The sequence below is a fragment of the Vannielia litorea genome, from assembly GCF_018424695.1.
Taxonomy (GTDB): domain Bacteria; phylum Pseudomonadota; class Alphaproteobacteria; order Rhodobacterales; family Rhodobacteraceae; genus Vannielia; species Vannielia litorea_A.
Genome location: NZ_QTNQ01000024.1, coordinates 38,111 through 51,095, shown reverse-complemented (window position 1 = coordinate 51,095; position 12,985 = coordinate 38,111). Strand labels below are relative to the sequence as shown.

Here is a 12,985-nt window from a genome sequence, read left to right as displayed (position 1 = left end):
GTACGTAGACGTTGTCAAAGTAGAGCTGCGACCAGGTCTCGCCGTTCATGAAGGTGGAGGGCTTGCCAATGGTGAAGCCGGGGGTGCCCTTTTCGATAAGCACCGAGCCGATGCCACCGACCCCGGGCTACCTCCTGCAGGGCGTGCTGGTGCAGGAAATGCGCCCCGGCCGCGGCGAGGCGATCATCGGCCTCACCCGCGACCCGCTGGTCGGCCCCGTTGTGACCGTCGGCGCGGGCGGTGTGCTGACCGAGATTTACCGCGACAGCTCCACCCGCTGCGCACCGGTCACTCTGGACACCGCCCGCGAGATGGTCTCCGCCGTAAAGGGCTTCGCGCCCCTGCGCGGATATCGCGGGTTTGCCGAAGGCGACCTCGAAGCCCTCGCTCGGGCTGTGGCCACCTTCTCCCGCCTCGCCCTCGCGCCCGCCATCGAGGAGGCCGAAGTGAACCCGGTGGCAATCCTCGCGCCCGGCGCAGGCGTGGTGATGCTCGATGCCCTGATCCGCCTCCGAGAGGATGCCGTCACTTGAAGTCACTTAGCGCGCTCGCTGCCCTCTACACGGCTTCCGGAATCGCGGGGCTGGTCTTCAGCCTGATCGGAATACCCCTGCCCTGGATGATCGGCCCTCTGATCGCAACCGGCCTCCTTACGGCGACCGGCACTCTCGTCGTGCGCGTCCCGATTCAAACCCGCCCCTTCGGCCAGGTCACCGTGGCCACCTTCGTGGGCGCGCATTTCACCCCGGCGGCCTTCCACGCTCTGCTGCAAACCGCCCCGCTGCTGATCTTCGTGAGCCTGTTCATCATCGCCGCCTCGGTTGTGGTGAGCATCTTCCAGCGGCGGATTTACGGCACCGACGGCGTCACCGCCTTTCTCTCCGTCGTCCCCACGTCCCCCGTCGAGGCGGGGGTGCTGGCCGAGCACCACGGTGTCGCGCCCGCCCCGGTGATCTTTGCCCAGACCATGCGGATCGCCCTTGTCGTCACGATCTTTCCGCTGATGCTCTACCTCGCGGGTGACACCTCCGCCGCGCTGCCCCCGCCCGAGGTCGATCACGGCCTCGTCGCCTTCTGCGTCACCCTCGCCGGCGCTATCGTCGGCCCGTCCCTGTTCAAGCTGTTGCACTTGAACAACCCCTTCTTCCTCGGCCCGCTCTTCATGGCCGCCGCCCTCTCGGCGCTGGGTCAGCCCGCGTTCGACATTCCGCAGCCGGTGCTGGCGCTGGCCCAGGTCGTGCTCGGCACCTGGCTCGGCTCCTGCTTCACCCGGCGCACCTTCACTGAACGCAAGAGCCTCGTGAGCTCGGTGCTCGTGACCTCCTCATTGCTGCTCGTGCTCTGCGTGTTCGGGGCCTGGCTGGCCAGTCGAGTGTTCGACGCCATCTTCCCCACCATGGTCCTCGGCTTCGCGCCTGGGGGCACCACCGAAATGGCGCTCACTGCGGGTATTCTCGGACAGGACGTCGCCCTCGTGACGGCCATGCACCTCGCCCGCATCTTCGTGATAATGCCCAACCTGCAATGGCTCACCCGGCTCACCAGCCGCGCTGGCCACAAGAACGACGCCCCCTGAGGCGCCGACACACCCATCAGGAGACACCCCCCATGCCCCGCGCTTTTGAAGGCCTCAAGGTCATCGACGCCACCCACGTCCTCGCCGGCCCCTTCGCCGCATACCAGCTCGCCGTGCTCGGCGCCGACGTCATCAAGATCGACCGCCCCGACGACCCCGACCAGGTGCGCCAGCAAGGCCCCGACAAGGAGTTGAATGCGGCCAGCATGGGCACCACCTACCTCGCCCAGGGTGCCAACAAGCGCTCAATCGGCCTCGACCTCAAGACGGAAGGCGGGCAACAGGTGCTGAAGGCCCTGCTGAAGGACGCCGATGTCTTCGTGCAGAACTACCGCCCCGGCGCACTTGAGGCCCTTGGTCTCGGCTACGACGAGATCAGCAAGCTGAACCCCAGGCTCGTCTACTGCTCCGTCTCCGCCTTCGGCCGCGAGGGTCCGCGCGGCGAGGAAACCGGGTACGATTTCGTCTTCCAGGCCGTCGCCGGCCTCATGGCGCTCACCGGCAGCGAAGAGAGCGCGCCCCTGAAGACCGGTGCGCCCGTGGTCGATTATGCCACCGGCTACATGACCGCCTTCGCCATTTCCGCCGCTCTGTTCCAGCGCAGCCAGACAGGTCGCGGCCAGCACGTCGATCTCGCCATGTTCGACGCCACCTTGATGCTCATGAGCACCCATATCGCGGCCCTGAACATCGGCGGCAAGGCCCCCAAGCCCGAGGGCAATCGTTTCGCCCTGGCCGGGATCGGCGCCTATGAAACCGCCGACGGGCTGCTGATGCTGGGCGCGGCAAACATGCGCCAGCAAAAGCGCCTCTGGCTGGCTCTGGGCCGCCCGGACATGGTGAAGGCAACCAATGCGGAGCGCCTCGAAAGCCACGCCGCCGAGGAGGCCGTGCTGCAGGAGGTGTTTCTCACCCGCACAGCTGACGAGTGGCAGGACTTCCTCCGCCAGCACCAGGTGCCCGCAGGGCGCATCCGCACCATGGAAGAAGCGCTTGCCGATCCGCAGCTCGCCACCCGCGGCCTGTTGCAGGAAACCCCTGCCCCGCTGGGCCGCGAGGGCAAACATAAGGTGCCGGTTGCCCCGTTCCTGATGTCCGAAGGCAACCCAAGCATCGAACGCCCCGCCCCCTCCATCGGCGAACATACCGACGAGATCCTGGCAGCGGCAGGTTACACGCCCGACCAGATCGAAACCCTGATCGCCTCCGGCGCTGCGCACTGCCACAAACAAGGATAGCCCATCGCCCACCGGGACAGGCTCGCCAAAACCCGACCTTCCTCCGCCCAAAACCTGCCCCAGGTCGATTGGGCAATTTGAGGCACCGGCCAGCGTGCTAGTGTCACCCAATGGACTACCGCTGACCCGGCAATACCGTGAAGCTGGCTTCTGCCACCGAGATCGAAGGAGAGGAATTAGGAGCCTTACACCGCGTTATGCCCCATCCTTCCTTTAATGTCTGCGCCTCACGGAGCTGCGAAAGACAACCCTCTTGCCGAGGTCACTACGGGACCGTGCACTACTTGTGGTGAAGCCGATCAACACTGATCAGACCCGGCATGCCAACATCCCTGATGCGATGCCGTCGTGATCAACTTATGCCCGACAACGGGGCTTCCAGGGACGCTCACCGCGCGCGACAGAACCGGCCATCTAAACCGATACCAAACACCCGTAACACCCACCCAAACGCCTTCAGGCCAAGAGGGTCAACGAGAATAGTGAAAGGCCGGTCCCGGCCCGAAGCGGACCTTCGTGGTGAGCGCGGCAAGCGCCCGCTTCGCGCCCAAACGAACTGACCTGCCCCCAGCGAAATCCCTCACCGGAAGTAGAGTCTGCGCCAACTCTGAAGGAGCAGACACATGCGAAAGAACCGTTTCACCGAGGCGCAGATAATCGGGATGATCAAGGAGCAGGAGGCCGGGATGCCGACAGTGGAGGTGTGTCTTGAGCGAAGTCAAATCGCTCAAAGGTCGCAGGCGGCACTCAAATAGGCGCATGATCCGCAGCAGGTGCGCGCCAACGAGAGGATTAATGTGTTCGTCCCGGTTTGGCGCACGGGAAAGGGGGTAGGCAAAAGACCCAAACTTGCGTGGTTCGGACCGGCTTACCCTCCAAAACCCCACCGTCACAAATCGGAGCATTTGCCATCCATAGGGAACGGGATGGAGGGCATATTGGGGGCTGACCCATCTGGCGATCAGGCAAGCCCTTGTTAAAAACACTTATGTCGGATCGATTGGCGGACCCAAGAGGATTCGAACCTCTGGCCTCTGCCTTCGGAGGGCAGCGCTCTATCCAGCTGAGCTATGGGTCCGCGTGGCGCTTCGTATAACGGCCCTGCCCTGCCCCCGCAATCGGGAAATTCAGGGCCGGGTCAGGGTTTGCGGGCCTTGGCGAGCATGGTCATCTTCGGGATCAGCGGCGCGACGGAGACGGAGTCAAAGCCCGCCTTGCCCAACCGGTCGGCCAGGGTGCCCGCATCGAGCGAGCGCGCCTCGGGGGTGAAGGCGGTGTGCTGGAGCTGCCAGAGGGCGGCGAGCTTGGGGCCTTCGCGGGAGGCCTCCACGATGAAATCGTGGATCAGGTAGCGCCCGCCCGGCGCGAGATGGGCGAAGGCGCGGGAGACCAGGCCCGCGTGGGCCTCGGCGGGAACACCGGAGAAGAGGTAGGACATCAGAACCAGATCATTTGCCTTTGGCCAGATGTCGTCACGCCCGTCGCCCTCGACATAGGTGATCCGGTCGCTCAGCCCGGCCTTGGCCACGTAGTCTCGCCCCAGGGCAGCCACATTGGGGAAATCGACAATGGTGGCGTGCAGCTCTGGGTTGGCCTCGCAGAGCGTGATGGCAAAGGCGCCGGTGCCGCCGCCGACGTCGAGCAGGTGGCGGGCGCCGGAGAGGTCCAGCGTTTTGGCCAGTTGTCGCGCCGGGCCGAGGGAGCCGGCGTGCTGGCTTTCGGAGTAGAGCCGCGCCTCCTCCGGGTCGGAGAACCATTGGGCGTAGGAGGCGGTGGCCTCTTTGGGCAAGGAGCCTGTGAGCGCCTCTTCGATCTGGTCCATCAGCGGATACATCTGCCGGGCAACCTGGCGCTCCAGATAGTCGGAGAAGTCATATTTTGCGCCCTTCACCAAGAAGTTCTCGGCGGCGGGGGAGTTGGCGTAGCGGCCCTGCGCCACAGTCACGAGGCCAAGGCCCGCGAGCGCCGTCAGCAGGGTTTCGGCGCGCGGCGCATCTAGATCGGTGGCGGCGGCCAGTTGTTCCGCCGTCATCGGCCCCTTGGCAAGGTGAGAAAAGACCCCCTGCCCGATCGCCGCGAAGAGCGCCTTGGAGCCCATGAAGGCAAATGCAATCTCGGAAATCTCGTCGGCTTCGGTCAGTGCCACTGCGGCCTCGTCTGTTGCTGCAATGCGGCAAGACTAGCAGGTGGCGGCCTGAATACGACCCCTGAATGTCGTTTTCAGGCGAAAAGCTCGTGGCAGAGTTCCAGCGCCGAGACCAGCCGATCCACCTCTTCCTCGGTGTTGTAGAGCCCGAAGGAGGCGCGGCAGGTGGCGGTGACGCCCATGTGCTCCATCAGCGGCTGGGCGCAATGGTGCCCTGCCCGCACCGCAACGCCGCGCTTGTCGAGCACGGTGGAGATGTCATGCGCATGGCCCGCGCCTTCGAGGGTGAAGGAGAAGATCGCACCCTTGCCCGGCGCGTCGCCCTGCACGGTGAGCCAGTTGAGGCCGAAGAGCTTTTCGCGCGCATAGTCACGAATGCGGGCCTCATGTGCGGCGATGTTCTCCATCCCGAGGTCCATCATGTAATCGAGCGCCACGCCCATGCCGATGGTTTGCACGATGCCCGGCGTGCCGGCCTCGAACTTCATCGGCGGGTCGGTGTAGCTCACGGCCTCGCGGGAGACCTCGCGGATCATGTCACCACCGCCCATGAAGGGGCGCATCTCGGCCATACGCTCGGGGCGGATGTGGATGGCGCCAGAGCCGGAGGGGCCATAGAGTTTGTGGCCGGTGATGGCGTAGAAGTCTGCGCCGATCTCGGCCACGTTGACGGGCATGTGCACCGCCGCCTGGCTGCCGTCGATGAGGGTGGCGACGCCCTTTTCGCGGGCCGCCTTGGCGATGGCGGCCACGTCGACCACGGTGCCCAGCACGTTGGACATATGGGTGACGGCCACGAGCTTTGTGCGCGGGCCGATGGCGTCGATCACCTTCTGTGCCGGGAGCGAGCCGTCGGCCTCGGGCTCGACCCACTTCAGCACCACGCCCTGCCGCTCGCGCAGGAAGTGCCAGGGCACGATGTTGGCGTGGTGCTCCATCACGCTCAGAACGATCTCGTCGCCCGCCTCCAGCCGGGGTGCCGCCCAGCCATAGGACACGAGATTGATCCCCTCGGTGGTGCCGGAGGTGAAGACGATCTCTTCCTCGCGCGGCGCGCCGAGGAAGCGGGCCACCTTGCCGCGCACCGCCTCGTATTTGTCGGTTGCGAGGTTGGAGAGAAAGTGCAGGCCTCTGTGCACATTGGCGTATTCCATCTCGTAGGCCTGCGTCACCGCGTCGATGACGGCGCGGGGCTTCTGGGCCGAGGCGCCATTGTCGAGGTAGCTGAGGGGCTTTCCGTTGACCTCGCGGGCGAGGATCGGAAAGTCGGCGCGGATGGCGTTGACGTCATACATTGGTGGGCATTCCGGGAATCGTGACGCCTGCTGCGGCGAAAATGATCGACAGGATGATGGACAGGCCGAAGATGGCGCCCAATCCGGTGAGAAGGATGCCGAGGAACACCAGCGGAGGGCGGCTGAAGCCGTGCAGCGCCGTGGTGAAGCTTGTCAGCAGGTAGAAGAAGGCGAAGACGTTGAAGAACAGCACGCCGGCGGCGAGGCCAGGCAGGAGCACGATCAGCAGGATCTCGACGGCCTGAAGCACGACGAGGGCAAATTGCAGCAGCGCCATGAGCAGGATCGCATCTTCCAGCCGCCCGGCGCCACCAAAGGCGCGCCCGACCCAGTGGATGCCGAAGATCATCAGGGTCAGCAGGCAGGCCTGGATCGCGCCCAGCAGGATCGGGTTGAGCGCCAGCGCGGGGCCAAGCGCGCCCTCGGGAGCCTCGGTTGGGCCGAGCATGAGGCCGAGGAGCTGGGCAAAGATCAACTCGATCACCAGCACCAGAGCGAAGACTTGCCACGCCACGGTAGAGGGCAACCGAAGCGCCATCACGGTTTCCATCGCCTCGCGCGGGCGACGGGCGCAAAGCTCCAGCAGTTTCAGAAGGTTGGGGGCCTCGGTCATGCGGCGGCCCCATCAGCAGAGGGGCCAAACTCGGCCTCGGCGAGGCAGAGCCCCCAATGGGCGAAAAAGCCGACGATAACGACCACCCCCACGAGCGTGGCCTCCGGCCCGTTGCCGATGAAGCCCCGGGTGAGCCCGTAGAGCAGCATCAGCGGCGAGACGACAAGCACCGTCCAGAACAGCGCGAGCCGCGCGCCATAGGCGCTGCCCCGCCCGCCGAAGGGCCGGAGCGCAAGATGGGACAGCCCCGCAAGGGCATAGAAGACGATGGGCATGATGAAGAGCCAGGCCAGAAGGGTGCCGCCGATCAGCATTTGCAGGGGCTGCTCGGCCTCTTCGCCCAACCGCTGGGCCAGCTCGGCATCACGCGCCAGCCGGGGCCATTGGGCAACGAAGATCACGAAGCAGCCCGCCATCAGCAGCATGAGCGCCCTGTCTTCGCGCTGCCCGGCGGCGAGCATCCGGCGCAGCGTGGCGCGCGGCGCACGCCAGCTGGCCAGCATGTTGGTGGTAATGGCCACGACGCCCCCTGCCCTTCAGCCGCTGTGCCGCTGGAGCCAGGCGGCAAGCCGCTCGGTCAGCTCACCGGCGAGATCCTTGTTCTCGATCTCCTCGATGGCCTCGGCCACGAAGGCCAGCACCAGAAGGCTCTGCGCCTCTTTGCGCGGGATGCCGCGCGACAGCAGGTAGAACAGCGCATCCTCGTCGATCGCCCCGGTGGTTGAGCCGTGCGAGCAGGCGACATCGTCGGCGTAGATCTCCAGCTCGGGCTTGGCGAGGAACTGGCTGTCATCGTCCAGCAGGAGCGACTGGCTGATCTGGTAGCCGTCAGTCTTTTGCGCGCCTTCCTTCACCAGGATCTTGCCTTGGAAAACACCCTTCGCCCCGTTGCGCAGCACCTTCTTGAAGACCTGCCGGCTTTCGCAGTTCACCGCGTCATGGGTGATGAAAACGGTGTCATCATGGTGGAAGGTGCCATCGCCAAGGCAGGCCCCGGCGATATGGGCGGTGGCATTGTCACCGGTGAATTCGATGACCGCTTCATTGCGGGTGAGCACGCCGTTGACGGTGAGGGTGAAGCTCTTGAAGGTGCTCTCTTCGCCCAAACGGGCGAAGATGTGGCTCACCGCGCGGCGCTGATGGTCGCGCCCCTGCGCGCGGATGTGGTGGAATGCGCCTGTGTCGGCCACGTCCACCTCCAGCACCTTGTTGAAGCGCGCTGCGGCGGGGCCGTTTTCCAGCAGGGTCAGCTCGGCGCCCGGCTCCACCTTTACAACATGGTGCAACATCGCGTCGGAGGCGGTCTGCTGGTGCAGGTAGGTGATGTGCACGGGCTTCCTCACCTTCTGCGTCGCGCGGATCAGGATGCCGTCGGCGGCCAGCGCGGTGTTGAGCGCGGCAAGCGGGCGGGCGACCGGGCTCTGGCCCCGGGCTTCCAGCGTGCCGTAGAGGCCCTGCGCCCAGTGGATATCGGCGCTTTCGGCTTCGGACAGCCGGGCGATCTCGATGCCCTCCCCTTCGAGGCTGTCGGAGGCCTCGGCATCGAAGACACCATCCACGAAAGTCAGGTGCAGCCTGTCGACCGCACCGAAGATCAGGCTTTCCTGCGGATCGAAGGTGGCGGCCTCCACCGGCTCGGGCTGGCTGAGCGTAGTGGGGTCGGTGAACTTCCAGTATTCGTCGCGGCGATGGGGCAGCCCCATTTCAACGACGCGGCTCAAAGCCTCCTGGCGCGGCGCGGCGGACCAGCCCGAGGCGGCGGGCATGGGGGTGGCACCCAGACGGGCCTCTGCCTGTGCCCGCCGGTCGGCCGCCATGGCCTCCTTGCGGTTTGCTTGCCGTGCCATCACGCCATCTCCGCGAGAATGTCGGCATAGCCGTTGTGCTCGACCTCAAGCGCCAAGTCCGGCCCGCCCATCTTGACGATACGGCCATCGGCCATGATGTGCACAACGTCGGGTTTGATGTGATCGAGCAGCCGTTGGTAATGGGTGATGACGAGGAAGCTGCGCCCCTCGGAGCGCAGCGCATTCACCCCATCGGCCACCAGTTTCATGGCGTCCACGTCGAGGCCGGAGTCGGTTTCATCCAGCACGCACATCTTGGGGGCCAGCATGGCCATCTGCAGGATTTCGTTGCGCTTTTTCTCGCCGCCGGAGAAGCCCATGTTGACCGGGCGCTTCAGCATTTCGGCGTCGATCTTGAGGCTCTTCGCCTTGGCGCGCACCTCCTTGAGGAAATCGGTGGCGCTCATCTCGTCTTCGCCACGGGCCTTGCGCTGCGCGTTCACCGCAGTGCGCAGGAAGGTCATGTTGCTGACGCCCGGAATCTCGACCGGGTACTGGAACGCCAGAAACAGCCCCTCGGCGGCGCGCTCTTCGGTTTCGAGGTCCAGCAGATCGACCCCATCCATCACCGCAGAGCCTTCAGTGACCTCATAGCCTTCGCGGCCGGCAAGTACGTAGGACAGCGTCGATTTGCCCGAGCCGTTGGGGCCCATGATGGCATGCACCTTGCCTGTCTCGACGGTAAGGTCGACACCCTTCAGGATCTGCTTGTCCTCTTCTTCAAGTTTGACGTGGAGGTTTTTGATTTCCAGCATTTTTCTTACCTTTTCATGGCGAATGGCCCGGCGGCCCGTGGGGCTGCCGGGAGCGTTTGAAGCCAGCCCTGCGGGCCGGTCAGAAGAGCGTGATTGAATAGCCCACGCGGATCAGCGAGGCGTATTGGTCGTTGAAGAGCGTGGCGGCCAAGCCGGGCGCTATATGTGGAAGCATGGACTCGAACCACAGAATTTCTGCCAGCACCCCGGCCACCGTTCCACCGGTTCCCAGAAAGCCGCGCGCCGGCAGGGCATGCCCCAGCACATAGGCGATGGCCATGATCGCCACGATGCCCACCATCGAGCCCCGCCCGTCGATATAGGCCATGGCGTCGCCGCCCAGCCAGAGGTGAAACTCCACCATCGAAGCGCCAAGGCTGGCGAGGAAACCAAGGATCAGCCCCCGGGCCACGTCCATCGGCCCCGGCTCGGTGTTGGCAGCGCGAATGGGGGCACGCGACTGCGGCTGTGGCGCTGGCGCTGGCGCTGGCGCTGCGCCGGGTTGTGGCGCGGTGCCCAACCGGGCAAGGCGATCCTGAAAGTCCTGCTGCGACATCACCATTACTCCCTACACCGGCAAACGCTGCAACAGGTGCCCGTAGAGCACCATGTTCGGGTCGGTCGTGGTGACCACGGCATTCACCCAGGCCGGGCCGAAGATCTGCACGAAGAGATCCGGCGCGCGGTGGACGGCCATATGCATCGTCAGCGCCCCGGTCGCGACGCCGAGCGCAGACACCATGACCTGCGGGATGGAGCGCATCGAGACGATCTGCGCCAGCACGAAGCTGAGCACCAACGCCAGCACGGCGTCGATCAGCAGCGTTTCGGTCAGCACTCCTCCGCCCTCGGGCACCCCGCTCACCGCCAGCCGAGCATAGCGCGCAACCAGCATGGCGATGAGCCCCAGCCCGAAGGCCATGGGCAGGGAAATGCCGTGAAACAGCCGCGCAACCGGCCCGCGACGGCCCTTGCGGCGCGCGGCCTGTATCGGCGCATGCACCACCCCGTCGGGCGCCCACTGCTTGCCCTTGTTGATCCGGGTGATCCGGCTGTTGAAGGTATCCATGTTGGCCATGGCTGCGTGGTGCCTCGGTCCTCGTCTCGCGCGTTAAGACGAGGTTTACCAAGGGAATGGGGCAGGATTGGGGTTTGAGCGTCCAAAAACGTTGACATGGTAAACACTTCAGCGCCCGATTTCGCAACGTTGCGTCACCTCGCCCGGCCCTGCTCCGGGCCTCCAGCTGGCGCCCAAGACCCGATACCGCAGGTGCAACCAGCCCCCGGGCCAGAAGCCTGCGCTCCGGCTGCGGCGGCATGGTCTTCCGCATCGTGAATATCGAGAACAAACCTTGCATTTCAGCGCCTTACGAGAGGGTCACCGCCGTGCCGGAGGCGGAAACCATCAGCATGTTGTTGATGACCTCGTAGTCGAGATCGACGCCCACCACCGCATTGGCGCCAAGCTCGGCGGCGCGCTCCTCCATTTCGCGCAGCGCGGTCTCGCGGGCGCGGCCCAACTCCTGCTCATAGGCCGCCGAGCGCCCGCCGACGATGTCACGGATGCCGGCGAAGAGATCGCGGAAGATGTTGGCTCCAAGGATCGCCTCGCCGGTGACGATGCCTTTGTAGGAGGTGATAGACTTGCCCTCGACGGAGGGGGTGGTGGTGGTGATCATATATCCAAAGCCCTCACACGATTGCGGTTCAAAACCTCGCTGATGTGCGAAATAATGTCTGTGAGCCACGATTTACGCACCTCGCCGCCCTGCTCACGAAAGGCATACAAATCGTCGCCTGCGGCAAAAAGGTGGGCGACGACTTCGCCGTGCAGCAAGAATTGAAGCTCCGTGTGCTCACAGCCACGCAGGCGAACATCGTTTCCGAGGTCACAGTATCCCTTAATAACTTCTGTCAGTTGGTTGAATGAAATCATACGACTCTCCCTTGGTTGAGTGGCCTGATTCTACCGTGGTGACTCGCGGAACTGCGGCAAACTTCACCCAACCGACCCTTCCAGCGAGATCGCCACAAGCTGCTGGGCTTCCATGGCAAATTCCATCGGCAGGGCCTGCAACACCTCCTTGCAGAATCCGTTGACCACCAGCGCCACGGCCTCTTCCTCGTCCATGCCGCGCTGGCGGCAATAGAAGAGCTGGTCGTCGTCGACCTTGGAGGTGGTGGCCTCGTGCTCTACCCGGCTGCTGTTATTCTTCACCTCGATGTAGGGCACCGTGTGTGCGCCGCAGTCGGAGCCGATGAGCAGGCTGTCGCATTGGGTGTAGTTGCGGCTGTCCTTGGCCTTGGGATGGATCGAAACGAGGCCGCGATAGGTGTTTTGCGCCTTGCCCGCCGAGATACCCTTGGAGACGATCCGCGACCGGGTGTTCTTGCCGAGATGGATCATCTTTGTGCCGGTGTCGGCCTGCTGCATGTTGTTGGTGATGGCGATGGAGTAGAACTCGCCCTGGCTTTCATCACCGCGCAGAATGCAGCTCGGGTACTTCCAGGTCACGGCAGAGCCGGTTTCCACCTGGGTCCACATCACCTTGGCGCGGTCGCCGCGGCAATCGGCGCGCTTGGTGACGAAGTTGTAGATCCCGCCCTTGCCGTTCTCATCGCCGGGGAACCAGTTTTGCACGGTGGAATACTTCACCTCGGCGTCATCCATCACCACGATCTCGACCACGGCGGCATGCAGCTGCGAGGTGTCGCGCTGGGGCGCGGTGCAGCCTTCGAGGTAGGACACGTAGGCGTTGCTGTCGCAGATGATCAGCGTGCGCTCGAACTGGCCGGTATTTTCGGCGTTGATGCGGAAGTAGGTTGAAAGCTCCATCGGGCAGCGCACGCCCGGGGGGACGTAGACGAAGGAGCCGTCGGAGAAGACGGCCGAGTTGAGGCAGGCATAGAAGTTGTCGGCCTGCGGCACGACCGAGCCGAGATACTTCTTCACCAGCTCGGGGTGTTCCTTGATGGCCTCGGAGATGGAGCAGAAGATCACGCCCTTACTGGCCAGCTCAGCCTTGAAGGTGGTGCCCACGCTGACGCTATCGAACACAGCATCCACGGCGACCTTGCGGCCCTCGGCCGGGGCGCTCTCCGCCCCTTCGACGCCTGCCAGAATCATCTGTTCTTTCAGCGGGATACCGAGCTTTTCGTAAGTGGCCAGCAGCGCCGGGTCGACCTCGTCGAGCGACTTCGGCTTTTCCTTCATCGAGGCAGGCTTGGCGTAATAATACTGCTTCTGGAAGTCGATCTCGGGGTAGTCGACCATCGCCCAATCGGGCTCTTCCATCTGCTTCCAGCGCTCGAAGGCCTGAAGCCGCCAGTCGGTCATCCACTCCGGCTCGCCGTTGTTGGCCGAGATCAGGCGCACGATCTCCTCGTTCAGCCCCATGGGGGCGAAATCCATCTCGATGTCGGTGTTCCAGCCGTATTTGTAGGCCCCCATGGCCTTCACGGCTTCCACGGTTTCGGCGTCCACGCCTTCTTTCACGTCAAGATCGTTCATCGTC

Annotated in this window: 14 protein-coding genes, 1 tRNA gene and 1 pseudogene; 4 read left to right on the top strand and 12 right to left on the bottom strand. The window is 64.5% G+C overall.

Annotated elements, in window-relative coordinates; all coding sequences use genetic code 11:
- The first annotated feature begins 110 nt into the window (after nucleotides 1-110).
- The 4 genes and pseudogenes from DYI42_RS10675 to DYI42_RS10660 all read left to right on the top strand — a co-directional run.
- A complete protein-coding gene (locus DYI42_RS10675) occupies nucleotides 111-533 on the top strand; it encodes an acetate--CoA ligase family protein (RefSeq protein ID WP_213545922.1) in 423 nt (140 codons plus the stop codon).
- Nucleotides 530-1,576, top strand: coding sequence for an AbrB family transcriptional regulator (locus tag DYI42_RS10670; RefSeq protein WP_213545921.1), 1,047 nt, complete (start codon nucleotides 530-532; stop codon nucleotides 1,574-1,576). The genes DYI42_RS10675 and DYI42_RS10670 overlap by 4 nt, the downstream gene beginning before the upstream one ends.
- A gap of 32 nt (nucleotides 1,577-1,608) precedes the next feature.
- The gene (locus tag DYI42_RS10665) at nucleotides 1,609-2,814 is read left to right on the top strand and encodes a CaiB/BaiF CoA transferase family protein (protein WP_213545920.1); all 1,206 of its coding nucleotides are present in this window, start codon (nucleotides 1,609-1,611) and stop codon (nucleotides 2,812-2,814) included.
- Nucleotides 2,815-3,437: 623 nt separating this feature from the next.
- Nucleotides 3,438-3,521 (top strand): annotated as a pseudogene (locus DYI42_RS10660) (transposase); the annotation flags it as partial.
- Between the two features lie 294 nt (nucleotides 3,522-3,815).
- Here DYI42_RS10660 and DYI42_RS10655 read toward each other — a convergent pair.
- The 12 genes from DYI42_RS10655 to sufB form a co-directional block, all read right to left on the bottom strand.
- Nucleotides 3,816-3,892 (bottom strand) — tRNA-Arg (locus tag DYI42_RS10655).
- 60 nt (nucleotides 3,893-3,952) lie between these two features.
- Nucleotides 3,953-4,960 (bottom strand): methyltransferase, encoded by a 1,008-nt coding sequence (locus DYI42_RS10650; protein ID WP_342344641.1) that lies wholly within the window; start codon nucleotides 4,958-4,960, stop codon nucleotides 3,953-3,955.
- Between the two features lie 74 nt (nucleotides 4,961-5,034).
- A complete protein-coding gene (locus DYI42_RS10645; protein WP_213545919.1) occupies nucleotides 5,035-6,255 on the bottom strand; it encodes a cysteine desulfurase in 1,221 nt (406 codons plus the stop codon).
- The gene (locus DYI42_RS10640) at nucleotides 6,248-6,868 is read right to left on the bottom strand and encodes a YIP1 family protein (RefSeq protein ID WP_213545918.1); all 621 of its coding nucleotides are present in this window, start codon (nucleotides 6,866-6,868) and stop codon (nucleotides 6,248-6,250) included. The genes DYI42_RS10645 and DYI42_RS10640 overlap by 8 nt, the downstream gene beginning before the upstream one ends.
- Nucleotides 6,865-7,389, bottom strand: coding sequence for a YIP1 family protein (locus DYI42_RS10635; RefSeq protein WP_213545917.1), 525 nt, complete (start codon nucleotides 7,387-7,389; stop codon nucleotides 6,865-6,867). Before DYI42_RS10635 ends, DYI42_RS10640 begins: the two co-directional genes overlap by 4 nt.
- Nucleotides 7,390-7,404: 15 nt before the next feature.
- Nucleotides 7,405-8,715 carry a Fe-S cluster assembly protein SufD gene (gene sufD, locus DYI42_RS10630; RefSeq protein ID WP_244867829.1) on the bottom strand — a complete coding sequence of 437 codons (1,311 nt, stop codon included), beginning with the start codon at nucleotides 8,713-8,715 and terminating at the stop codon, nucleotides 7,405-7,407.
- On the bottom strand, nucleotides 8,715-9,470 hold the full coding sequence (gene sufC, locus DYI42_RS10625; RefSeq protein WP_213545916.1) for a Fe-S cluster assembly ATPase SufC: 756 nt from the start codon (nucleotides 9,468-9,470) through the stop codon (nucleotides 8,715-8,717). The genes sufD and sufC overlap by 1 nt, the downstream gene beginning before the upstream one ends.
- Nucleotides 9,471-9,549: 79 nt before the next feature.
- Nucleotides 9,550-10,026: a hypothetical protein gene (locus DYI42_RS10620; protein WP_213545915.1), complete on the bottom strand. Its 477-nt coding sequence runs from the start codon at nucleotides 10,024-10,026 to the stop codon at nucleotides 9,550-9,552.
- A gap of 12 nt (nucleotides 10,027-10,038) precedes the next feature.
- On the bottom strand, nucleotides 10,039-10,539 hold the full coding sequence (locus DYI42_RS10615; RefSeq protein WP_213545914.1) for a hypothetical protein: 501 nt from the start codon (nucleotides 10,537-10,539) through the stop codon (nucleotides 10,039-10,041).
- Between the two features lie 298 nt (nucleotides 10,540-10,837).
- Complete coding sequence (locus DYI42_RS10610) at nucleotides 10,838-11,149, bottom strand: heavy metal-binding domain-containing protein (protein ID WP_213545913.1); 312 nt, start codon at nucleotides 11,147-11,149, stop codon at nucleotides 10,838-10,840.
- Entirely contained in the window at nucleotides 11,146-11,406 is a 261-nt protein-coding gene (locus tag DYI42_RS10605) for a hypothetical protein (protein WP_213545912.1), read from the bottom strand. The genes DYI42_RS10610 and DYI42_RS10605 overlap by 4 nt, the downstream gene beginning before the upstream one ends.
- Before the next feature lie 63 nt (nucleotides 11,407-11,469).
- Nucleotides 11,470-12,981 carry a Fe-S cluster assembly protein SufB gene (gene sufB, locus DYI42_RS10600; RefSeq protein WP_213545911.1) on the bottom strand — a complete coding sequence of 504 codons (1,512 nt, stop codon included), beginning with the start codon at nucleotides 12,979-12,981 and terminating at the stop codon, nucleotides 11,470-11,472.
- Nucleotides 12,982-12,985: the final 4 nt, after the last annotated feature.